This window comes from Arthrobacter sp. KBS0702 (genome assembly GCF_005937985.2).
In the GTDB taxonomy this organism is placed as follows: Bacteria; Actinomycetota; Actinomycetes; order Actinomycetales; family Micrococcaceae; genus Arthrobacter.
In genome coordinates this window covers 3,543,709-3,564,393 of sequence record NZ_CP042172.1, presented here as the reverse complement: position 1 = coordinate 3,564,393, position 20,685 = coordinate 3,543,709, and the positions used below count along the sequence as shown (strand labels likewise).

General features: G+C 68.3%; 20 protein-coding genes. 9 read left to right on the top strand and 11 right to left on the bottom strand.

From position 1 onward, the window contains the following. Positions 1–11: 11 nt before the first annotated feature. The 6 genes from FFF93_RS16440 to purB all read right to left on the bottom strand — a co-directional run bounded on the left by FFF93_RS16440 (position 12) and on the right by purB (position 6,379). Positions 12–1,115: an extracellular solute-binding protein gene (locus tag FFF93_RS16440; RefSeq protein WP_138767975.1), complete on the bottom strand. Its 1,104-nt coding sequence runs from the start codon at positions 1,113–1,115 to the stop codon at positions 12–14. A gap of 186 nt (positions 1,116–1,301) precedes the next feature. Then, positions 1,302–2,468, bottom strand: a complete 1,167-nt coding sequence (locus FFF93_RS16435) for an alkaline phosphatase family protein (protein ID WP_261375203.1) — start codon at positions 2,466–2,468, stop codon at positions 1,302–1,304. A gap of 94 nt (positions 2,469–2,562) precedes the next feature. Further along, entirely contained in the window at positions 2,563–3,066 is a 504-nt protein-coding gene (locus FFF93_RS16430; protein ID WP_138767976.1) for a GNAT family N-acetyltransferase, read from the bottom strand. A 173-nt stretch (positions 3,067–3,239) separates the two neighbouring features. After that, complete coding sequence (locus tag FFF93_RS16425) at positions 3,240–3,908, bottom strand: histidine phosphatase family protein (RefSeq protein WP_138767977.1); 669 nt, start codon at positions 3,906–3,908, stop codon at positions 3,240–3,242. Between the two features lie 40 nt (positions 3,909–3,948). Next, positions 3,949–4,827 (bottom strand): endonuclease/exonuclease/phosphatase family protein, encoded by an 879-nt coding sequence (locus FFF93_RS16420; protein ID WP_222424635.1) that lies wholly within the window; start codon positions 4,825–4,827, stop codon positions 3,949–3,951. A gap of 109 nt (positions 4,828–4,936) precedes the next feature. Continuing rightward, positions 4,937–6,379, bottom strand: coding sequence for an adenylosuccinate lyase (gene purB / locus FFF93_RS16415; protein ID WP_138767978.1), 1,443 nt, complete (start codon positions 6,377–6,379; stop codon positions 4,937–4,939). Positions 6,380–6,593: 214 nt separating this feature from the next. Between purB and FFF93_RS16410 the strand changes: the two genes are divergently transcribed. Both FFF93_RS16410 and FFF93_RS16405 read left to right on the top strand, forming a co-directional pair. Beyond that, entirely contained in the window at positions 6,594–6,890 is a 297-nt protein-coding gene (locus tag FFF93_RS16410) for a hypothetical protein (RefSeq protein WP_138767979.1), read from the top strand. Further along, the gene (locus FFF93_RS16405) at positions 6,890–8,362 is read left to right on the top strand and encodes a hypothetical protein (RefSeq protein ID WP_138767980.1); all 1,473 of its coding nucleotides are present in this window, start codon (positions 6,890–6,892) and stop codon (positions 8,360–8,362) included. The genes FFF93_RS16410 and FFF93_RS16405 overlap by 1 nt, the downstream gene beginning before the upstream one ends. A gap of 22 nt (positions 8,363–8,384) precedes the next feature. Here FFF93_RS16405 and FFF93_RS16400 read toward each other — a convergent pair whose 3' ends face one another. After that, complete coding sequence (locus FFF93_RS16400; protein ID WP_138767981.1) at positions 8,385–8,813, bottom strand: phage holin family protein; 429 nt, start codon at positions 8,811–8,813, stop codon at positions 8,385–8,387. 59 nt (positions 8,814–8,872) lie between these two features. Between FFF93_RS16400 and FFF93_RS16395 the strand changes: the two genes are divergently transcribed. The 4 genes from FFF93_RS16395 (at position 8,873) to FFF93_RS16380 (ending at position 13,877) form a co-directional block, all read left to right on the top strand. Continuing rightward, complete coding sequence (locus FFF93_RS16395; protein WP_186372187.1) at positions 8,873–9,991, top strand: histidinol-phosphate transaminase; 1,119 nt, start codon at positions 8,873–8,875, stop codon at positions 9,989–9,991. Between the two features lie 147 nt (positions 9,992–10,138). Then, positions 10,139–11,380, top strand: a complete 1,242-nt coding sequence (gene pdhA / locus FFF93_RS16390; RefSeq protein WP_138767983.1) for a pyruvate dehydrogenase (acetyl-transferring) E1 component subunit alpha — start codon at positions 10,139–10,141, stop codon at positions 11,378–11,380. Next, positions 11,380–12,360 carry an alpha-ketoacid dehydrogenase subunit beta gene (locus FFF93_RS16385; RefSeq protein ID WP_138767984.1) on the top strand — a complete coding sequence of 327 codons (981 nt, stop codon included), beginning with the start codon at positions 11,380–11,382 and terminating at the stop codon, positions 12,358–12,360. The genes pdhA and FFF93_RS16385 overlap by 1 nt, the downstream gene beginning before the upstream one ends. An 11-nt stretch (positions 12,361–12,371) precedes the next feature. Beyond that, entirely contained in the window at positions 12,372–13,877 is a 1,506-nt protein-coding gene (locus FFF93_RS16380; protein WP_138767985.1) for a dihydrolipoamide acetyltransferase family protein, read from the top strand. A 37-nt stretch (positions 13,878–13,914) separates the two neighbouring features. Here FFF93_RS16380 and FFF93_RS16375 read toward each other — a convergent pair whose 3' ends face one another. Then, complete coding sequence (locus FFF93_RS16375) at positions 13,915–14,250, bottom strand: hypothetical protein (protein WP_138767986.1); 336 nt, start codon at positions 14,248–14,250, stop codon at positions 13,915–13,917. Positions 14,251–14,472: 222 nt separating this feature from the next. Between FFF93_RS16375 and FFF93_RS16370 the strand changes: the two genes are divergently transcribed. After that, positions 14,473–16,074, top strand: a complete 1,602-nt coding sequence (locus FFF93_RS16370) for an AMP-binding protein (RefSeq protein WP_222424634.1) — start codon at positions 14,473–14,475, stop codon at positions 16,072–16,074. 15 nt (positions 16,075–16,089) lie between these two features. Here the strand turns inward: FFF93_RS16370 and FFF93_RS16365 are convergent, their stop codons facing one another. From FFF93_RS16365 to FFF93_RS16355, 3 genes are all read right to left on the bottom strand, one after another. After that, the gene (locus FFF93_RS16365) at positions 16,090–16,521 is read right to left on the bottom strand and encodes a universal stress protein (RefSeq protein ID WP_138767987.1); all 432 of its coding nucleotides are present in this window, start codon (positions 16,519–16,521) and stop codon (positions 16,090–16,092) included. A 49-nt stretch (positions 16,522–16,570) separates the two neighbouring features. Continuing rightward, entirely contained in the window at positions 16,571–17,863 is a 1,293-nt protein-coding gene (locus FFF93_RS16360; RefSeq protein WP_138767988.1) for a PLP-dependent aminotransferase family protein, read from the bottom strand. 127 nt (positions 17,864–17,990) lie between these two features. Then, the gene (locus tag FFF93_RS16355; RefSeq protein ID WP_138767989.1) at positions 17,991–18,554 is read right to left on the bottom strand and encodes an NAD(P)H-dependent oxidoreductase; all 564 of its coding nucleotides are present in this window, start codon (positions 18,552–18,554) and stop codon (positions 17,991–17,993) included. Between the two features lie 125 nt (positions 18,555–18,679). On the opposite strand from FFF93_RS16355, the gene FFF93_RS16350 reads away from it, so the two are divergent. Continuing rightward, positions 18,680–19,333, top strand: coding sequence for a helix-turn-helix domain-containing protein (locus FFF93_RS16350; protein WP_315851463.1), 654 nt, complete (start codon positions 18,680–18,682; stop codon positions 19,331–19,333). Positions 19,334–19,697: 364 nt separating this feature from the next. Next, positions 19,698–20,684: an ABC transporter permease gene (locus tag FFF93_RS16345; protein ID WP_138767991.1), complete on the top strand. Its 987-nt coding sequence runs from the start codon at positions 19,698–19,700 to the stop codon at positions 20,682–20,684. Position 20,685 lies beyond the last annotated feature (1 nt).

Below are 20,685 nucleotides of genomic sequence, written 5' to 3'. Positions count from 1 at the left end.
GTCCGCACGGCTCAGCTCATGTATTCCAGTTCGATCTTTTCTACCCACTTGCCCATGTTCGCCTGCACGAAGTTCCAGTCGATGTCCTGCTGCTTGAGCGTCTTGAAGAACTCGACGACCTCCGGCTTGGCCTTGGCCACCGCAGCCGTGTTGACCGGCATGGAGTTGAACTGCTGGGCCCATTCGCCCTGGGTCTGCGCGCTGCCGAACCAGTTGATGAATTTGAGCGCCTCATCCTTTTTCTTTGAGCCCTTGACCAGGGCCACCTGCTCGATCGCCAGCGGCACGCCGACCGACGGCATGACGGTTCCCACCGTGACCTTGAAGGACTTCTGGCGTTCGGCGATGATCGAGGACGGCATCTGGCCCATGTCCGTGTCACCCGAGGCGATGCGGGCGAAGAGGTCGGTCTTGGCGACCGCCGGGGTGCCGTTCTTGAAGTAGCCTTCGATCTGCTTCCAGCCCTCGTCGGAGATGCCCAGGTCGCCGCCGTCGTCCTTGTAGCGGGTCAGGATACTGGCGAACACCAGCTGGGCGGTCGCGGTGCCCAGCCCGGTGACGCGCTCGTAGCGGGTCTTGAACTTGTCCTGCGTCCAGAGGTCGGTCCAGTCCTTGGGTGCCTGGTCCTTGGTGTACTTGGCGGAGTTGTAGCCGAGCAGGATTGCCTGCTGGACCAGGGGCCAGTACGCCTTGGAATCGGACTTGTCGCCCTTGGCGGCATCGACTTCCCCGGACCACGACGGGGTGAACGGCTCAATCGCCCCGGCGGCCTTGATCTGCTCGAAATACATGTTGTTCAGGCCGAACGCGACGTCGGCAATCGGGTTGTTCTTTTCGGCGATGAGCTTGTTGGTGGCGTCGGCGCCGCCGGCGCCCACGATTTCAATCTTGAACCCGGCCTCCGCGGCCTTCTTGGTGAGCCACTCGCCGCGGCCTTCGCCATTGGAGTTCGTGTAGACAACGAGGGTCTCGCCGGACGGCGGTCCGGAGGGAGCGACGGCGGCCGGCCCGGCGGCGGCGCCGGAAGAGGACCCTGGGGCTGCGGCCCCGGCGCCGCAGCCGGAGAGGAGGCTGACGGCAACGGCGGCGGCAACCATGGTTTTCAACGTGCGCACAGGTGGGACTCGATTCTGATTGGGACCAGGGGCATTGTGGGGCCAGCCTATAGCCGCGGAATGCGGATTGGGGCGATTATGCCTATCGAATCGATGAAATCGTTCGGACCACGGTGTTTGAGTCTGGCCTGCGCGCGGTAACGGCGGGCGCCGGCGGCCTTAACGCGTCGTGAACACCCGGCGCCGTCAGGAGCGGGCGTTGAACACGTCCGCGCCGAAGCTCTTGAGCCCCGGCGCCCCGGCGTACCCCAGCCGTGGCAGCGAGAAGATGTCCTCGATGCTGGCCAGGAGGCTGAAGTGGTTGTAGGGCGTGTCCGATGCTGTGCCGCCGCGGGTGAAGGGTGAGAGCACAAGGGCGCCGACGCGGCCCCCGGCGGCGCCCCCCGGAATCGTGGCGGACCCGGTCGTCTGGCCCTCGGTCTCGTCGAAGGTGATGACCAGCACGCCGTCCTGCTTGAAGGCGGGGGAGTCGAGGATGGCAGGCACCTGCTCGCGAAGCCAGCTGTCGCTGGCTGCCAGCCCTCCCGGGCTGCCGTCGACGCAGGGGTTGTCGTGGCCGTCATGGCAGAGGTTGGGCGAGATGTAGGCGAGGTTCGGGGTCGTGGCTGCCGACTGCAGGTCGCCGGCCAGGGCCGAGAAGTCCACCACGTTGCGCTCGCAGTCCGGCGACGAGGTAATCGAGGTGAAGTAGACGAAGGGGTTGTGCCGGGTGGCGTACTGGTCGCCCGTCCTGGCGCCCGCATGGTCGTCCTTGGCCCCGGGTTCAGGATGCAGGCAGGGCGTCCCCATGTCCTCCATGTAGCCCTTCCAAGTCTTTCCCGCCGCACTGAGCTGGCCGGCGACAGTGGGAACGGACTCGGGATAGACACAGCCGGTGCCCTGCACCAGGCCCAGGGCGGCCGTCCCGGTCTGGGTGAAAGGCGCATACGTCGGGCAGTCCGCACGGGTCATCGGGTTTGATCCCTGCCCCGAGATTTGGGCCAGGTAATTCGGATTGGAGTTGTGGGCGATGGCGTAATAGTCGGAGAGCAGCACGCCCTGGGCGCGCAGGGTCCGGGAGAGGTAAGGGGCCGCGGAGCCGGCCCCCCAGACCTTGTCGTAGCCCTTGTTTTCGAGGTTGATGACAAAGACATGGCCGGGTTTGCCACCAGCCTGCGCCCCGCCGGTGGCGGACGCCGAGGACGACGGCGGAGCGAAGGACGACGTCGGCGGTGCAGTCGCCGTGGAAGTCCCGCTGCCGGTGGGCCCGGGCGGCGGTGGGGCCGGGGTGCAGGCCGCGGCGGCTGCGATGAGCACGGCGGCAAGCAGGAGGCCGGTCATCCGGCGGGCGGGGTGGGCACGGTTCCGGCTCATGCGTTCCGGCTTTCTCTTGACGCTGTGGTCCGTGTCTTAAGCAAAGCCCTTCGCGGCCCCCGGCGACAGCGGCCGGGCAGTATTCACAGGGAGTTCACACCATTGCCGTGCGCGCGGCGCTGTGCGAGTCGATTGCCTTGGCGTAGCAGTACGAGTGTTCCACCCCGACGTAGGGGTCGAAATTGGGCACGGCCGTGAAGCCCGAACTCTCGTAGAAGTGCCGGCCGTCCGCCTGCACCGAACCCGCCTCCGCGGTCAGGGTGGTGATGCCGAGGGCATGGGCATGTCCTTCCAGCGCCGCCAGGATCGAACTGGCCACCCCCGAGCCGCGGGTGTACGGCAATACATAGAGCCGTTTGATCTCCGCGGAGTGGTCGTCCAGCAGCCGCAGCCCCCCGCAGCCAACCGGCTGGCCGGACGCCTTGTCGTGGGCCACCAGAAAAACCGCGGTGTCGGCCTCCGACGGCGGCGGTCCGGGCTCGTGATCGCTGTGGCCGAAGCGGGCGTCCAGTTCCGCCTGCTGGGCGGCCCGCAGGTCGGCGCCCACGGGGTTGGCCCAGGGGACCTGCCGGATGTGGAGCCGCGGGTTGGTCTGCATCGCTGCCTCGATTCGCCGAAGGGTTATGCAGACCAAGGCTAGGGAGCGGCGGTTTCGGCGGTGTTTCCGCCGTGTAAGGCCTTCGAGAACTCGGCACCCTGCCGTTTCGACGGTTCCGCGCCCACTCGACGTTCGCAAGCGCCCCTCCGGCACGGAAGCGTCGAAACGGGCCGTCAGGCCGGGCGGCCGGTGGGGTCTTCCGCCGTCGGATCCGCGAGGGCAAGTCCGCCCACCGGACTGCCGTCCCAGTGGATCAGGCGCCAGCCGGCGTCGGGATCGCCGTCGAGAGCCACGATGCCGGTGTTGGCGAGCACGTGCCGCGCCGCGAACTCCGCCTCGACATTGGCGGCACGCAGCCCGGTCCAGACCCGGATCGCCGCGCCGTGGCTGACCACGGCGACGGTGGCCTGGTCCCCGCCGGTGTTGGCGGCGGCGATCCTGGCGATGGAGTCGTCGAAGCGTTCGAAGAAGTCGTGGCCGCTGGGGCCGGAGGGCATCCGCCGGTCCAGTTCACCCGCGGTCCAGGCAAACACGGTGCCCAGGTAGCGCAGGTGGGATTCGCGGTCGGTGAGCTTTTCCAGGGCCCCGGCCTCGATTTCCCGCAGCCCGGCCAGCACCTCGATCTCCAGGCCCCGGCTGCTGGCCAGCGGCGTGGCCGTGAGCTGGGTGCGGACCAGGGTGGATGCGTAGAGCAGTTCGATCCGCTCGTTCACCAGGGAACGGGCAAGGGCGGCCGCCTGGCGCTCGCCGAGCTCGGTCAGGCCAGGTCCCGGATGGGCAGTGTCCAGCTGGCCCAGGACATTGCCCGGGGTCTGCCCGTGGCGGATCAGCAGAAGCCTCATGGCAGCGATTTTACCGGCTGCTTTTATCGGCTGCGCCGGGTTACTGGATCCGGACCGTGGCCTGGATCGGCGCGTGGTCGCTGGGGTAGCGGTCGTCCAGGCGGAAGGTGTTGACCGCTGCCTCGGCAACCTGGATATCCGGCGTCACCGCGATCCAGTCGATGCGGCTTTCGCCGATGACCGGGTCCTTGTAATTCGGGAACGTGCCGTACTCGGGGGTCAGCCGTTGCTGCGCGGCGGTCCAGGAATCCCGGAAGGCGCCGCTGCCCACCAGGGTGCTGTACGCCCCGGAGGCGCCGGCGTCGGCGTTGAAGTCCCCCATCAGGACGGTCGGCAGCGCCGGCCCGCGGGTGGCATGCTCGATGATGGCCTCGGCGCTGCGCAACTGGGCGTTCTCTGACTCGTGATCAAAATGTGTGTTGACCACCATCAGCTCACGCCCGGTGCAGTTGTCTTCGAACCGGCCCCACGTGGCGATCCGGGTGACGTCGTTGCCCCAGGTCGCCGAGCCGGGCACCGTGGGCGTATCCGAGAGCCAGAACTGGTCCCACTCGTGCAGCCGCAGGCGGCGGGAGTCGTAGAAGATGCAGGAGTGCTCGCCCCGGCTGCCGCCCTCGCGGCCGTGGCCGATCATCCGGTAATGCTCCGGAAGGGCCTCCTCGATCACGGCCAGCTGGTGCTCCAGCCCTTCCTGGATCCCCAGCACTTCCGGGAGTTCCTCGGCCAGGACGGCCTGCAGCGCCGGAACCCGCTCGGGCCAGTAGTCGGCCTGCCCCGGCAGGGTCGCCGGGATGTCGCAGCGGATGTTGAAGCTCATCAGGCTCAGGGCGGCCGGGTCGGCGCTGGGTCCCGCCGGGCCGGGGTCGGCGTCGGGTTCGGTCAGAACAGTCCGTGCTGTCGACTCAGTGTCGCTCGGCAAGGGGTCTCCTCGTGTCGGTAACAACCCCAGCTTCCACCTGGAAGCTGGCCAGTCCTCGACGGCCGCGTAAACGGCGGCCTGCCGGAAGGTTAATTCGGGGCAAGCCCGGCTAGGCCAGGTGGTCGACCAGCTTGTCCGCGATGCCGGTGTACTTGCCGGGGGTGAGGGCCAGCAGCCGGGCCTCGGCGTCCGCGGACAGGCCCAGGCCCTGGACGAATTCCTGCATCCGGGCGGCGTCGACGCGCTGGCCGCGGGTCAGGTCCTTGAGTCGTTCGTACGGGTTTTCCATGCCCGCGACACCGGCGATAGCCTCGGCGCGCATCACCATCTGGATTGCTTCGCCAAGGACCTCCCAGTTGGTGTCCAGATCCCGCGCCAGCACGTCCTCCGCGACGTCCAGGCGGTCCAGGCCCTTGGCAACGTTGGAGATGGCGAGCAGGGAGTGGCCGAACGCCACTCCGATGTTGCGCTGCGAGGAGGAATCGGTGAGGTCGCGCTGCCAGCGGGAGGTGACCAGGGTGGAGCCCAGCACGTCCAGCAGCCCTGAGGAGATCTCCAGGTTCGCCTCGGCGTTCTCGAAGCGGATCGGGTTGACCTTGTGCGGCATGGTGGAGGACCCCGTGGCGCCGGCCACCGGGATCTGCGCGAAGTAGCCGATCGAGATGTAGCTCCAGATGTCCGTGCAGACGTTGTGCAGGATCCGGTTGAAGCGTGCGACGTCGGCGTACAGCTCGGCCTGCCAGTCGTGGCTTTCGATCTGGGTGGTCAGCGGGTTCCAGTCCAGGCCAAGGCCCTCGACGAAGCTCCGGGCGACCTGCTCCCAGTCGGCGCCCGGCACGGAGGCGACGTGCGCCGCGTAGGTGCCGGTGGCCCCGTTGATCTTGCCGAGGTACTCGGTCCGGGCGATGCGGTCCAGCTGGCGGGTCAGCCGGTGTGCGATCACGGCGAGTTCCTTGCCCAGCGTTGTGGGGGTGGCGGGCTGGCCGTGGGTGCGCGAGAGCATCGGCACCGCGCGGTTGGCCTCGGCCATCGCGCTGATCTGGGCGACGAGCTTGCGGGCGGCGGGCAGCCAGACGTCCTCCACGGCGCCCTTGACACCCAGCGCGTAGGAGAGGTTGTTGATGTCCTCGGAGGTGCAGCCGAAGTGCACCATGGCGGTCAGGTGCTCGATGCCGATCCCGGGCAGGCGCCGGCCAATGTAGTACTCCACGGCCTTGACGTCGTGCACTGTGACGGCCTCGATGTCGGCCAGCTCGGCGACCGACGCGGCGTCGAATTCGGTCACAATGGCGCGCAGCTTCGCCTGCTGCTCTGAGCTCAGCGGGCCCGCGCCGGGCAGCACGTTGTTGCTGGTCAGGTGGATGAGCCATTCAACCTCGACGGCGACCCGGTCGCGGTTGAGGGCGGCCTCGGAGAGGTAATCCACCAGCGGCGCGACGGCCGACTGGTAGCGGCCGTCGAGCGGGCCGAGCGCGATCTGGTGGTCGGAAGCGGCGAGGGCCAGGCGTCCGGACGGCGTGCGGGTCTCAGCTGTGGCGGCAGTTTCAGGCATGGTTCGATTCTTTCACGAAGTGCCGCCGGCCTTGAAGCGCGCGGTTGCGTATGACATTCCGGCTGCGGGCCCGGTCCCCGGTCTGGGTGGCGGCGGGTCCCCGGTCTGCGGGCCGGGTGCTTTTCCACATAGCCGCAGCGGCCGCTTCCGACGCCGGCCGCGGGTCCCTAGCGTCGAACCCGGAACTGAAGGGAAAAGGAAGGGAGTTCCGGTCATGAGCGGCACGTTGACAGCAGCCGATGCGACGGCCTGCGCCTCACGCAGCTACGAGGTCCAGCAGTTGGCTGCCAGGGTGGCGTCCTGCGCGGAGCAGGCCGGCGCGGTTCTTGGCAGTCTGGGCCGGCTGGAACTCCAGGCCTGGCAGTCCCCGGCGGGCCGCGCCTACCGCACAACACTGTCGCTGCAGGCCGCGTCCCTGCGGCGCGCCCGGGACGGGTTGCAGGGCGCGGCTACGGCGGTGCTGCGGCACGCCCAGCATGTGACGCTCTCTTCGGGGCGCCCGGGCTTCTGATGACGGAGTTCACCCCGGCCGGCTCCGGAGAGGTTCCGCGCCCTTCGCCGCCTCCTCCGGACGGGATGCTGCGCATCCGCGGCGGGGTGGGCGGACTGAGCTTCCAGTTCGAGGAGCTGCTGGCCGGCGCGGCTGCCCTGGACGCGGTGGTGCGGCAGCTGTACGCCGTGGAAGGGGAGGCCGACGGGATCAGGCGGTCGCTCTTCGAGTACCAGACGGATTCCTATCGCAGCGGCAGCGACGCCATTATCGCGGTGGGCGAGGCCGGCCGGGACGTCGGCCGGGTCCGGGCAGAACTGGAACATATCGCAGCCCAGGTGCGGGCCAGCCACCGGGAGTACGAGTTCACCGAAGCCCGCAACGCGCTGTTGCTCAGGATGGGACTCAGCGGCCCGGAGTACGGGTCCGCCCAGGGGCCCTTCGAGCTCCCCGGCGTGCGCGACCAGGTCGAACACGGGGTGGCCGCGGCTCCCCGCGGCCTCGCCCTGCTGCTGGGCCTGCCCGTTCCGCTCGCCGGCGCCGTCGGGGCGCTCAGCGGGCCCGCCGACGTCCGCCGCGCGGTGCGGGAACTGACGACGGCGCCGGGGCTGGGCTTCCTGAAGCCGCGGCCGGTCAGGGTCGTCGGCAGCGAAACGGCCATTGCGGACGTTGATGTCTCGCCGGGCGGTCTGCTGCGCCGTGCGGAGGCGGTGGGCCGGAACAGCGGCGACATCGAGGTCATCCGGATCGACGGCGGAGACCGCCCCGCCTGGGTGGTCATCATCCCGGGAACGCAGCTCGGCGGCCCGCCCGAGGGAACGAACCCCTTCGACGCGGCCGGCATCGCCGAGGCGCTTGGCTACGACTCGGCGGCAACCAGCGCGGCCGTCGGGCAGGCATTGCGGGAGGCCGGCGCGGAAGCGGGGGAGCAACTCGCCGTGGTGGGCTACAGCCAGGGCGGTATCCATGCCATGAACCTGAGCCGGGACAAAGCGTTCCTTGCCGAATTCGACCTCAAGTTCGTGCTGACCGCGGGTTCCCCGGTCGGTGGCATCAGCCCGGAGCCTGGGATCGGCAGCCTGCATCTGGAACACCAGCATGACTGGGTGCCGGGGGCAGACGGGCTGGCCAATGCCGACACCAGGGACCGGGTGACTGTCACGCTGACCAACAACCTGACCCTGCCGCCGCCACAGGATTTCGGCCTCGGCCCGGGCCACAACCTGGAGAACTACGCGGCCGGGGCGGAAGCGGTCTCGGCGAGCCGGGATCCCTCGCTGCAGGCCTCCACGGCGGCCTTGGCCGCCGTGGTCGGGGCGGGCGGCAGCGCAACGGTGACCAGGTTCTCCCTCCGGCGCGAGGCGCTGCCTGCGCCGGGGGTACTCACGGCGCCGGGCCCGGAGCGGAGGGCGGCCGTGCCGCCGTCGGCCAGGCCCGCCGTGCCGCGAACGGGACCGGCCGCGACGCCGGTACCACTGGGCGTGCCCGGTTAGCCCCGACGCTTAAAGCGGCCGGTTAGCGCCGACGGCCGCCCGGGAGCCGGCCGGCTACCAGGGACACCACGGTGATGATGATGGCCGCGAGCACCGCGGTCCAGAAGAAGGAGTCGATGGTGAAATGCACCGGTGTGTAGGAGCTCAGCCACGAGGTGAGGTACAGCATGGCCGCGTTGATGACGATCGTGAACAGCCCCAGGGTGAGGATGGTGATCGGCAGCGACAGCAGGCTGACCAGCGGTTTGACGAGGGCATTGACGAGGCCGAAGATCAGGCCGATGAACAGGTAGGCCAGGATGATCCCGATCGTGTCCGTGCCCTGCGTGACGCCGCTTTTGGCCACGGCCCCGGTGGTGGCCGAGGTGGAGATATCGAGCCCGGGAAGGATCCAGCTGGCGATCCACAGGGCCAGTGCATTGACGATGACCCGCACGAAGAGTGAGCGCATGGCCCCATGCTGTCACACCACCGCGCCACCCGGCAGGAGGGCGAAGTAGGCTAGGTGGCATGACTTCATCAGACAACCAGGCCGGGGGGATCCGCCCGCGGCCGGTGGTAGACCTCCTTCCCCGCTACGCGGCCGGCAAGCCGCCGGTCCCGGTCGAGGGGCTCGTGAGCTACAAGCTGTCCTCCAACGAGAACCCCCTGCCCCCGATTCCTGCAGTGCAGCAGGCCATCGCGGCGCAGACCGACTTCAACCGCTACCCGGACCCGATGAGCAGCAAACTGCGCGGGGAGCTCGCCGGGTTCCTGGACGTCCCGGCCGAGGACATCGTCACCGGCGCCGGCAGTCTCGGAGCCCTCAACCAGTTGCTGGCCACCTTCGCCGGGCAGAACGACGACGGCAAAGCCGACGAGGTCATCTACGCGTGGCGCTCCTTTGAGGCCTATCCCATCAGCGTGGGCCTCGCCGGCGCGGACAGCGTGCAGATCCCGCTGACGGCCGAGGGCCGGCACGACCTCGACGCGATGGCCGCCGCGGTGACGGCGCGCACCCGGATGATCCTGCTCTGCACCCCCAACAACCCCACCGGTCCCATCCTCACCACCGAGGAAACTGAGCGCTTCCTCAAGAGGGTCCCGTCGGACATCGTGGTGGTCATTGACGAGGCGTACCAGGAGTTCGTCCGGGCCGGGGACGCGGTGGACGGCATCGAGATGTACCGCAAGTATCCCAACGTCGTCGTGCTGCGGACCTTCTCGAAAGCCCACGGGCTGGCCGGACTGCGGGTGGGCTACAGCGTGTCCCAGCCGGAGCTCACGCAGCACCTGCGCGTCACGGCCACGCCGTTCGCGGTTTCCCAGATCGCCGAGGCGGCAGCTGTCACCTCGCTCCAGCACTTCGGCGAGGTTGTAGAAAGGGTACAAAGCCTGGTCGACGAACGGGACCGCGTGACGGCCGGACTGCGCGAGCTCGGCTGGTTTGTGCCGGATGCGCAGGGCAACTTTGTCTGGCTGAATCTCGGCGCCAACAGCGCGGAATTCGCCGCGCTGGCGGGCGAACGGGCACTGTCTGTCCGGGCTTTCGGCACCGAGGGAGTGCGGGTAAGCATCGGCGAGCCGGAGGCCAACACCCGGTTCCTCGAATTGTGTGCGATCTATACAAAAGCCCCGCAACGTTCCTAGCGCTTAACATGAAGCCCGCGGGGAGCCCGCTGCGGATAAAGTAGGGGACGAGTTAGCCAAATATATGCCGGGCCAGGAATGTATTCCCGGTCCGGCATGTATCCCAGCGATTGCGGCGCATTCGGATGCGGCAGGCAAGGAGACGGTATGGGCGCCACACATCTGCCCTCTACCGAGTTCGACGGAACCGACGTGGACGACCAGCGCGAGGCGCAGGCCGAAGCCGTGTTGGGCGACCCCGCTGTCCCCATGGTCCAACTGCTGGGCCCGGACGGCACCCTGGGCACCGATCCGGTGTTCTCCGAGTACGCGGCCCGGCTCGACGCCGAAAAACTCCGCAGCTTCTACGCCGACATGGCCAAAATCCGCCGCTTCGACGTGGAGGCTACCGCGCTGCAGCGCCAGGGCCAGCTGGCCCTGTGGGTCCCGCTTACCGGCCAGGAAGCGGCCCAGATCGGTTCCGGCCGGGCCAGCCAGCCGCAGGACTACATCTTTCCCACCTACCGGGAGCACGGCGTCGCGCTGACCCGCAATGTGGACCTGGCCGAACTGCTCCGCCAGTTCCGCGGCGTGTCCAACGGCGGCTGGAATCCGAAGGACACCAACTTCCACCTGTACACCTTGGTCCTCGCCGCCCAGACCCCGCACGCCGTCGGCTACGCCATGGGCATCCAGCGGGATCAGAAGCTCGCCGCCGCCACGGCCGGGGAGTCTGAGGCCGGGGCGGAGAAGCCCAAGGCCGCCGTCATGGTCTACTTCGGCGACGGCGCCAGCTCCGAGGGTGACGTCCATGAGTCCATGGTGTTCGCTTCCTCCTACAACGCTCCCGTGGTGTTCTTCTGCCAGAACAACCACTGGGCCATCTCCGTGCCCACCGCCGTGCAGACCCGGATCCCGCTCTCCAACCGCGCCAAGGGCTACGGTTTCCCCGGGATCCGGGTGGACGGCAATGACGTGATCGCGGTCCACGCCGTCACGGAGTGGGCCCTGGAACGTGCCCGCGAAGGCAAGAGCCCGGTCCTGATCGAGGCCTTCACCTACCGCGTCGGCGCGCACACCACTGCGGACGACCCCACGAAGTACCGCGGCTCCGAGGAGGAAGCGCAGTGGCGGGCGAAAGACCCGCTGGAGCGGCTCGAGAAGTACCTCCGCGCCGAAGGCCTTGCCGACGACACCTTCTTCGAACAGGTCAAGGCCGACGGCGACGAGCTCGCCGCCTACGTCCGCAAGACCACGCACGACCTGGAAACCCCGGACATCCGCACGGCGTTCGCCAACACCTACGCCGAGGCGCACCCCCTGGTGGCCGAAGAGCTGGCGTGGTTCGAGGAATACAGCGCCGGCTTTGCCGACGAGGCGGAGCCGGCCGACACGGAGGCGGCCAACTGATGACCACCATGACCATTGCCAAGGCCATCAACGAGGGCCTGCGCGCGACCCTGGCCGGCAACCCGCGCACCCTGCTGATGGGCGAGGACATCGGCCCGCTGGGCGGCGTCTATCGCGTCACCGACGGCCTGATCGGCGAGTTCGGCGCCGACCGCGTCGTGGACACCCCGCTGGCCGAGTCCGGCATCATCGGCACCGCGATCGGCCTGGCGCTGAGCGGCTACCTGCCGGTCTGCGAGATCCAGTTCGACGGCTTCGTCTTTCCGGGCTTCAACCAGATCACCACGCAGCTGGCCAAGATGCATTCGCGCAGCAACGGCAACCTCACCGTCCCGGTCGTCATCCGGATCCCCTACGGCGGCGGGATCGGCTCGATCGAGCACCACTCCGAGTCCCCGGAAGCGCTGTTCGCCCACACCGCCGGGCTGCGGATCATCACCCCGTCCAACCCGCACGACGCCTACTGGATGATCCAGCAGGCCGTCGACTGCCTGGACCCGGTGATCGTCTTCGAACCGAAGCGCCGCTACTGGCTCAAGGGCGACGTCGACACCGACTCCCCGGGCCAGTCCGCGGACCCGTTCCGGGCCCACGTGCTGCGCGCCGGTACCGACGCCACAGTCGTGGCCTACGGCCCACTGGTTCCGGTGGCCCTCGCCGCGGCCGCAGCCGCCGCCGAGGACGGCCTCAGTGTGGAGGTGATCGACCTGCGCTCCATCTCGCCGATCGACTTCGACACTGTCACGGCCTCGGTCCGCAAAACCGGCCGGCTGATCGTGGCGCATGAGGCACCGACCTTCGGCGGCATCGGCGGCGAGATCGCCGCCCGGGTCAGCGAGCGGGCCTTCCACTCGCTCGAGGCCCCGGTCATCCGCGTCGGCGGCTTCCACATGCCCTACCCGGTGGCCAAGGTGGAGGAAGACTACCTGCCGGACATCGACCGCATCCTTGAGGCGCTGGAACGCGCCCTCGCCTACTGACGGGGATCTCCATGACCGTGAACAAGTTCAACCTTCCCGACGTCGGCGAGGGCCTGACCGAGGCCGAGATCGTGTCCTGGAAGGTCAAAGCCGGCGACACCGTGGCCGTCAACGACGTGCTCTGCGAAATCGAGACCGCCAAATCCCTCGTGGAACTGCCCTCCCCATACGCCGGGACCGTCACCGAACTGCTGGTCGCGGAGGGCGTGACGGTCGACGTCGGTACGCCCATCATCAGCGTCTCCGACACTGCGACGGCCGAGCCCGCCTCCGCCGCAAAACCGGCGGCTGCACCTGCCGCAATGGCTCCCGCAACCCCGGACGAAGCGCCGATGTACGGGAAGCTGGAGCCGGACACCTCCGAGGCCGGCGGCCCTCCGGCCGGCGGTCCGCTGGTCGGTTCCGGTCCCAAGGCCGACGCCGTCAAACGCCGGCGCCGGATCTCCGCCCCGCCGGTTCCGGCCGCCGCCGCCCAGGCCCCCGCCGTCGAACCCGTCGAGGCGCACGACATCTGGATCAGCCCTGAAGCCGTCGCCCGCGCCGAACGTCCGGCCCCGGCAGACGCCGAAGCCGTCGACCAGCGGCCCACCCTGGGCGGCGCCATCACGGGCCTCGTCAGCCGCGTCCTGGCCAAACCCCCGGTCCGGAAGATTGCCCGGGACCTCGGCATCGACCTGGCCGACGTCGTGCCCACCGGCGCACGCGGCGAGGTGACCCGCGAGGACCTGGTGAGCTACCAGGCGCAGCGCGACGCCGAGCTGGACCAGGCGGATTCATTCTGGGGCAAGACCGGCCGGCCCCAGGAACAGCGGATCGAGCGGATCCCAGTCAAGGGCGTGCGCAAGGCCACAGCCCGGGCCATGGTGGAGTCCGCCTTCGCGGCCCCGCACGTGTCCATCTTCGTGGACGTCGATGCCAGCCGCACCATGGAGTTCGTCAAGCGGCTCAAGGTTTCCCGCGACTTCGAGGGCATCAAGGTCTCGCCGCTGCTGATTCTCGCCAAGGCGGTCATCTGGGCCGCGGCGCGCAACCCCAGCGTCAACGCGAGCTGGGTGGATGCCGGAGACGGCAGCGACTCGGCCGAGATCCATGTCAAGCACTTCATGAACCTTGGCATCGCTGCCGCGACTCCGCGCGGCCTGATGGTGCCGAACATCAAAAACGCCCAGGACCTCTCGCTCAAGGAACTCGCCCTGGCGCTCAACGATCTGGCCACCACGGCGAGGGCAGGCAAGACCCAGCCGGCGCAGATGCAGGGCGGCACCCTCACGGTCACCAATATCGGCGCCCTGGGCATCGACACCGGAACGCCGATCATCAACCCCGGCGAGGTGGCGATCGTGGCTTTCGGGACCATCAAGCAGAAGCCGTGGGTGCTCGACGGCGAGGTGATCCCGCGCTGGATCACGACCCTTGGCGGCTCCTTCGACCACCGCGTGGTGGACGGGGACCTCTCGGCGCGCTTTATGGCCGACGTGGCGGCCATCCTGGAGGAGCCGGCCCTGCTGCTGGACTGAGTTCCGGCCCGGGGGACCGGGCCGGAGCAGCGGGCTGCTAGCCGGCGTAGGACGAAAGCAGCTCCGCCATACCCGGGGCGCCGCCCCAGCCCGCAACGGCCCCGGCGGCGGCAAACACCGCGCCGGCCAGGCCGAAACTGGCGGCCGTGACGCCGCCCAGGAACTTCCAGTCCTCGCGCAGGATGCTGCGGACCGTGTCGGGCATCCGCAGGGCCGGGGAGATCAGGTTAGGTGCACTGTCCACGGAGCCATCATCGAGGTAGGCGACCACACGGCCGCCGGCGCGGTCCACCCGCATGCTGCTGATGTGGTTTCCGTGCCGGGCCAGCAGGATGTCATGGCCGACGAGCTGGCGGCGCTGAAGGGCAGGCATAGCTTCTCCCCGGAGTGGGCGGATAGGACTGTCCGCACCATCGGGGGCACCCCCAATTTTACCGCCGTGCCGTTCGCCCCGGCCGGCAAAATGGGGGTGAGACTGCCCACCAGGTCTGGTGACGCCGATCAAATCCCTGGGATTCCTGTCCCTGGCCCGCGCGGCGGCACTAGAGTGGCACCAGCCGTCGCGCCGGCGGACGCCGATCAAAGGAGATTTTGCGTGTTCTCGAGCCCGTTCCCCGCTGTCGATATTCCCGACGTCAGCCTCTACGAATACCTCTTCGGCTCTCTGACGGAGGACGACCTGGACCGGATCGCCGTCGTCGACGGCACCAGCGGCGCGGAAACCAGCTACCGCGAGCTGCGCGACCGGATCAACGCCCTCGCCGGCTCCGTTGCCGCCCAAGGTCTGGGAGTCCACGGGGTCGCCGCCATCCTGTGCCCGAACATCCCGGCGTTCACCGTAGTTTTCCACGGCCTGCTCCTGGCCGGCGCCACCGTCACGCCGATCAATTCGCTGTACACGGCGGACGAGATTGAAAAGCAGCTCACCGACGCCGGAGCCAGCTGGCTGTTTACGATTTCCGCCCTGCTGCCCGCCGCCCAGGAGGCCGCCGGCCGCGTCGGGATCCCGGCGGAGCGGCTGGTGGTGCTCGACGGCGCCGAGGGCCACCCCTCGCTGACAGAGTTGCTCACGTCCGGCGCGCCGGCCCCGGAGATCAGCTTCGATCCGGCTACCCACATCGCGGTGCTGCCGTACTCCTCGGGCACCACCGGCCGGCCCAAGGGCGTGATGCTCAGCCACCGGAACCTCGTGGCGAACGTTGAACAGTCGCGCGGGCTGCTCAAGGTCCGGCCGGAGGACCGGTTGCTGGCGCTGCTGCCCTTCTTCCACATCTACGGACTGACCGTGCTGCTGAACCTGGCCCTCCGGGAACGCGCCCGCCTGGTCACCATCCCCAAGTTCGACCTCGCGGAGTTCCTGCGGATCGTCCAGGACCACAAGTGCAGTTACCTCTTCATCGCACCTCCGGTGGCCGTGGCGCTGTCCAAGCACCCCATGGTGGCGGACTACGACCTCAGCTCCGTCCACACCACCCTCTCCGGGGCGGCGCCCCTGGACGGCGAACTCGGGGCGCGGCTGGGCGAGCGGCTCGGCTGCAGGGTGCTCCAGGGCTACGGCATGACGGAAATGAGCCCCGTCTCGCACCTGATTCCGGTCGATGCCACGGACGTTCCGGTCAGCTCGGTGGGCTACACGGTCCCCAACATGGAGTGCAGGCTGCTCGACCCGGCCACGGGGGAGGAGATCGAGGTCCCTGCCGAGGGAACCAGCGCCCCGGGCCACCTGCTCTGCCGGGGGCCCAACGTCATGCTCGGTTACCTGAACCGGCCCGAGGAAACGGCGGACACCCTGGATGCGGACGGTTTCCTGCACACCGGCGACATCGCCACGGTGCGGGCGGACGGGGTGGTGTCGGTCGTGGACCGGCTCAAGGAACTGATCAAGTACAAGGGCTACCAGATCGCGCCGGCCGAGCTCGAGGCGCTGCTGCTCACCCACCCCGGCATCGCCGACGCGGCCGTGATCGGAACCGCCGACGCCGACGGCCAGGAGGTGCCGATGGCCTTCGTCGTGCGCCAGCCCGGCGCCGACGGCGAGGCGCTGGACGAGGCCGCCGTGCAGGACTTCGTTGCCGCCAGGGTGGCTCCGTTCAAGAAGATCCGGCGCGTCGAGTTCATCGACGCGGTGCCGAAGTCCTCCTCCGGCAAGATCCTGCGCCGGATGCTGAAGACGGCGGAGCCGGCACCGCAGCCCTAGCGGTGCTGGCCAGCCCTAGTCGGAGGAGTCGGTCTTGGCGATGTAAACGTCGCAGGGGGCGTTGTGGGCCACGCTGTTCGCAACGCTCCCCAGGACGCGGCCGAGGCCGCGCATACGGCGGTTGCCGACCACGATCATCTGCGCACCGGAGCGCTCGGCCTCGTGGATCAGCGCTTCCGCGGGCTTGCCCCGGGCAGCGGCGTAGGTGACGTTGACCTCGGCCGTGCGCAGGCCCTCTGCGACGGACTTGGCGACCTTTTCGGCATCGTCGGCGTCGGAAACAATCCACCGGTCGCTGCCGCTGCTGAACACCTCGGTCCGGTCGCTGTCGAAGGCGCTGACCACGTGCAGGGTGGCCCCCAGGGAGACCGCGAGGTCCCGGGCCGTGTGCGCGGCCTTGAGGGCAGTTTCACTGCCATCGACGCCAACAACGATAATTCCGGTCATAGGGAACTCCTCTGGTCAAGCACGGATCGGGCCACAGCAATGATTCAGGCTACAACGCGGCGACGGCTTCCCCCAGCACCGGCGCCAGGCGTCGGACGCCTTCTTCGATGGCGTCGGGAGGCACCGCGCTGTATGCGAGCCGCAGTTTGTTGGAGGGCTCATCCGAGTGGGTGAAGGCCGCCCCGGGCACAAAGACGACGCCGGCGTCGATGGCCTTCTGCAGCAGCGGATAGGTGTCGACGCCCTCGGGCAGCGTAACCCAGACGAAGAAGCCGCCCTCAGGCCGCGTCCAACTCAGCCCTTCCGGCATGTACTTCTCCAGTGCCGCGAGCATCGCCTCGCAGCGTTCCTGGTAGAGCCCGCGGTACGTGGCGATCTGGCCGCGCCAGTCGTAATCCCGGAGGTACGCGGAGACCAGCATCTGGTTGAGCGTCGGAGGGCACAGGGTGACAGCCTCCGAGGCCAGGTAGTAGCGGCGCTGGAGATGCGCCGGGACCAGCGCCCAGCCGATCCGCAGGCCCGGGGCGAAGATCTTGGAAAAGGAGCCCATGTAGATGACGTCATCCGGGTTCCCGGCCCGCAGCGGGGTCAGCGGCTTGCCGTCAAAGCGCAGCAGGCCGTAGGGGTTGTCCTCCAGGATGAGAATATTCGCGTTGCGGCATATATCAACGACCTGCTGCCGGCGCTCGGCGGCGAGGGTGATGCCGGAGGGGTTGTTAAAGCTCGGGATGGTGTAGAGGAACTTGATGTTCTTGCCCGCGGTCTGCAGGGCGGCGATCTTGGCTTCCAGGAGGTCCGGAATGATTCCGTTGCCGTCCATCGGCACGGTGCCCACCTCGACCTGGTAGGCCTCGAATGTGTTGAGCGCGCCGACGTAGGTGGGATCTTCGACAAGGACGACGTCGCCCGGGTTGCAGAAAACCTTGGTGGCGACGTCCTGGGCGGACTGCGAGCCAGCGGTGATGACAACGTTTTCAGGCTTGGCGTCAAGGATGCCCTCGGCTGCCATGACCTCGCAGATCTGCGTGCGGAGTTCCTCGGTTCCCTGCCCGCCGCCGTACTGGAGGGCGGTCATACCCTGTTCCGCGATGATCTTCGCGGCGGACTGGCCGAGGCGTTCGAGCGGGAGTGACTGAAGGTAGGGGCTGCCGCCGGCCAGCGAAACGAGGCCGGGACGCAGGGAGATCTCGAAGACGTCCCGTACGGCGGACTGCTTGATGTTTGCGGCGCGCTCCGAGAAAAGCCTCTCGTGGCGGTGGGCGGACGTAGCCGCGCGTTCGATTGCGTCAATTGCCTCGGCCGGGAGAAGCTCTGCGGCGGCATCAAGTGTTTCGTGGCTCACAGTCCTAGGATACAGGGCCGGGTTGCCAGTGGGAAAACTTTTGTTCACAAAATCGCCGAAAGGTGCCCGGACGCAGGACACCCCGGCAGCTGGGGGACTGCCGGGGTGTCGGTCTGCAGGCCGGGGATTAGGCTGCTTCGGTGCTGCGGGCCTCTTCGAGGGCGGCAAACACACCCTTGATCTGCTCCACTACCTCGGCGTCGTCCTTCGGGTGGATCTCCGCGAAGCGGACCATGGAGCCCGGAACGGCAAGCTTGACGCCTTCGAGGACCTGGGCGCCGGCGATGCCGACGGCCTTGCGGGCCTCGTCCTGGGCCCAGACGCCGCCGTACTGGCCGAATGCGGTGCCGACGACGGCCGTGGGCTTGCCGCTGAGGGCGCCGGCGCCGAACGGGCGTGAGAGCCAGTCGATGGCGTTCTTCAGGGGCGCGGGGACGGTGCCGTTGTATTCCGGGGTGACCAGCAGCAGGGTGTCCGCTTCATTGGCGGCGGCACGCAGCGCGGCCGCGGCGGCGGGGACCTGGCCCTCGACGTCGATGTCCTCGTTGTAGAACGGGATGTTGCCGAGGCTCTCGTGGATGACGACCTCCACCTGCTCGGGGGCGTTGAGCTGGATCGCCTCGGCGAGCTGGGCGTTGGTGGAGCCGGCGCGCAGGCTGCCGACCAGGGTGAGAACGGTGTTGGTGGTCATGTGAACTCCTTGTATCGCGGCGCCGAGGTTCCGGCGGCTAGATGGTCGCGGAGGCTTTGGGGGGCCTTCATCCATCTAAACGGACTACGGTCCGTTTAATATTCCCCGGGGCTACAATTGGCGCTGTGAGCCTAATCCCAATCCGCCCCGGCGCGCCGGATGCCCCAGCTACGGGTGCGCCCGACAGCCGCCCCGGCAGCGGTCGCGCGGCCGAGTCGGAGCGCCGGGATGCCGCCCGCAACCGTGAGCTGCTGCTCCGGACCGCCCGGGAACTCATCGAGGAGCGCGGCGTGGACGGCCTCACGATGGCCACGCTCGCCCGGCGTGCGGGCGTAGGCAACGGCACAGTGTTCCGTAGATTCGGCAGCCGGGCGGGTCTGATGGTGAACCTCCTCAGTGATGCCGAGGCCCAGTTCCAAGGCAGGTTCATGTTCGGCCCGCCGCCCGTGGGGCCGGGAGCCCCGCCCCTGGAGCGGCTCATCGCGGTTGGTGCCGAGCGCATCGGCTGGGTGCTGGAATACGGTGACCTCGCCCGGGCCGCCGACGTGTCTGCCTATAACCGCTTCGATGTGCCGGCGGCCGTCCTCTGGCACCGCCATCTCGAACTGCTGCTTCGCCAGGCCGGCGTCACCGCTGACCCCTGGCTCATGGCCGGCGCCATCAGTGTGACGCTCGAACCGGAACGGATCCTTCACTCCGTCCGGGTCCACGGCGTGGCTCCCGACCGCCTCGTCGAATCATGGCGTGAGCTAGTCACCCGCGTCGTCAACGGGGCGTAGGCTAGCCGGTCCGAGCGCCGGCTGCCAAGTCAAATCAATTCAAAGGAATTATTCATAACGATCTGGTAGTAGCTATACCGTTTCGGCCCGTTTCCCGCGCCTGCCCGCAATTTCTTTGTGATAGTTTCCTCTGGAATGTGACCCGCAACATAGTCCACAAGGACTCGCCGAGAGGCCTGCGGGGGGCCAGGCACCCGCTGGCCGTGATCCCGGATCGGCAGCGGAAACCCCCTGCCATATGGGGGGGACAACGGAAGGATCCATGCTGTGAATCTCAAGACTCCTGCAAGCGCCGCGGCGGAAAAGACCGCCCAGGCAGCGGCAGGCACCGTAAAGACACCGGCGATCCAGAACTAGTCGTCCCATGCTCCGATATCTCGCCAAACGTGCCCTCACGTATGTCTTCATGATCTTCCTGACCACCACCGCGGGGTACTTCCTGGCCGTGAACACCTTGCAGCCGGCGCTGCTGGAGCAGGAGCGGATTCCGCGGCCCACCCCCGAGCAGGTGGTCAATTCCTTCCGGCTCAAGGGCCTCGACCCGGAGCTCAGCCCGTGGGAGCGCTACGTTGACTGGCTCACGGCGATCGTCACCCGCTGGGATTGGGGACGCAGTCCCAACGGCGCGTTCATCAACGCCGAGTTCGGCGACCGCGTCTGGATCTCGACCCGGCTGTTCCTGGCCTCCATCATCCTGACCCTGATCATCGGCGTCGCCCTGGGCGTCTACACCGCGGCCCGGCAGTACAAGTTCTCCGACCGCGCCATCACCTCATACAGCTACCTCGTCCACATCGTGCCGGCGCCGATCGCCTACTTCCTGGTCCAGCTCGGTGCCATCAACATCAACGAGACGGCCGGTGAGCGGATCTTCTTTGTTACGGGCATCTCCACACCCGGGATGGAGGGCAACGGCTGGGCGCAATTCGTCGACCTGATGGCCCACTACGCCGTGCCAACCTTCGCGATCACGATCGTGGGCTGGGGCACCTACCAGATCGCGCAGCGCCAGTACCTGCTCGATAACGTCAACGCCGACTTTGTCCGCACCGCCCGCGCCAAGGGGCTGACCCGCAACCAAGCCATCAGCCGGCACGCGCTGCGGGTGTCCTTTATCCCGGTTGCGCAAAGCATCGCCTTTACCATCCCCGCGATCTTCGCCGGCGGCTTCTTCGCGGAGAAGATCTTCGCCTGGCACGGCGTCGGCTCCTGGAGCATCGACGCGATCGCCCTCCAGGACGTCAATGCCGCAACCGCCACGCTCGCCTACGGCTCCGTGATCTTCGCAATCGGTGCGATCCTCGCGGACTTCGCCACCACGCTGGTCGACCCGAGAGTGCGGGTGCAGTAAC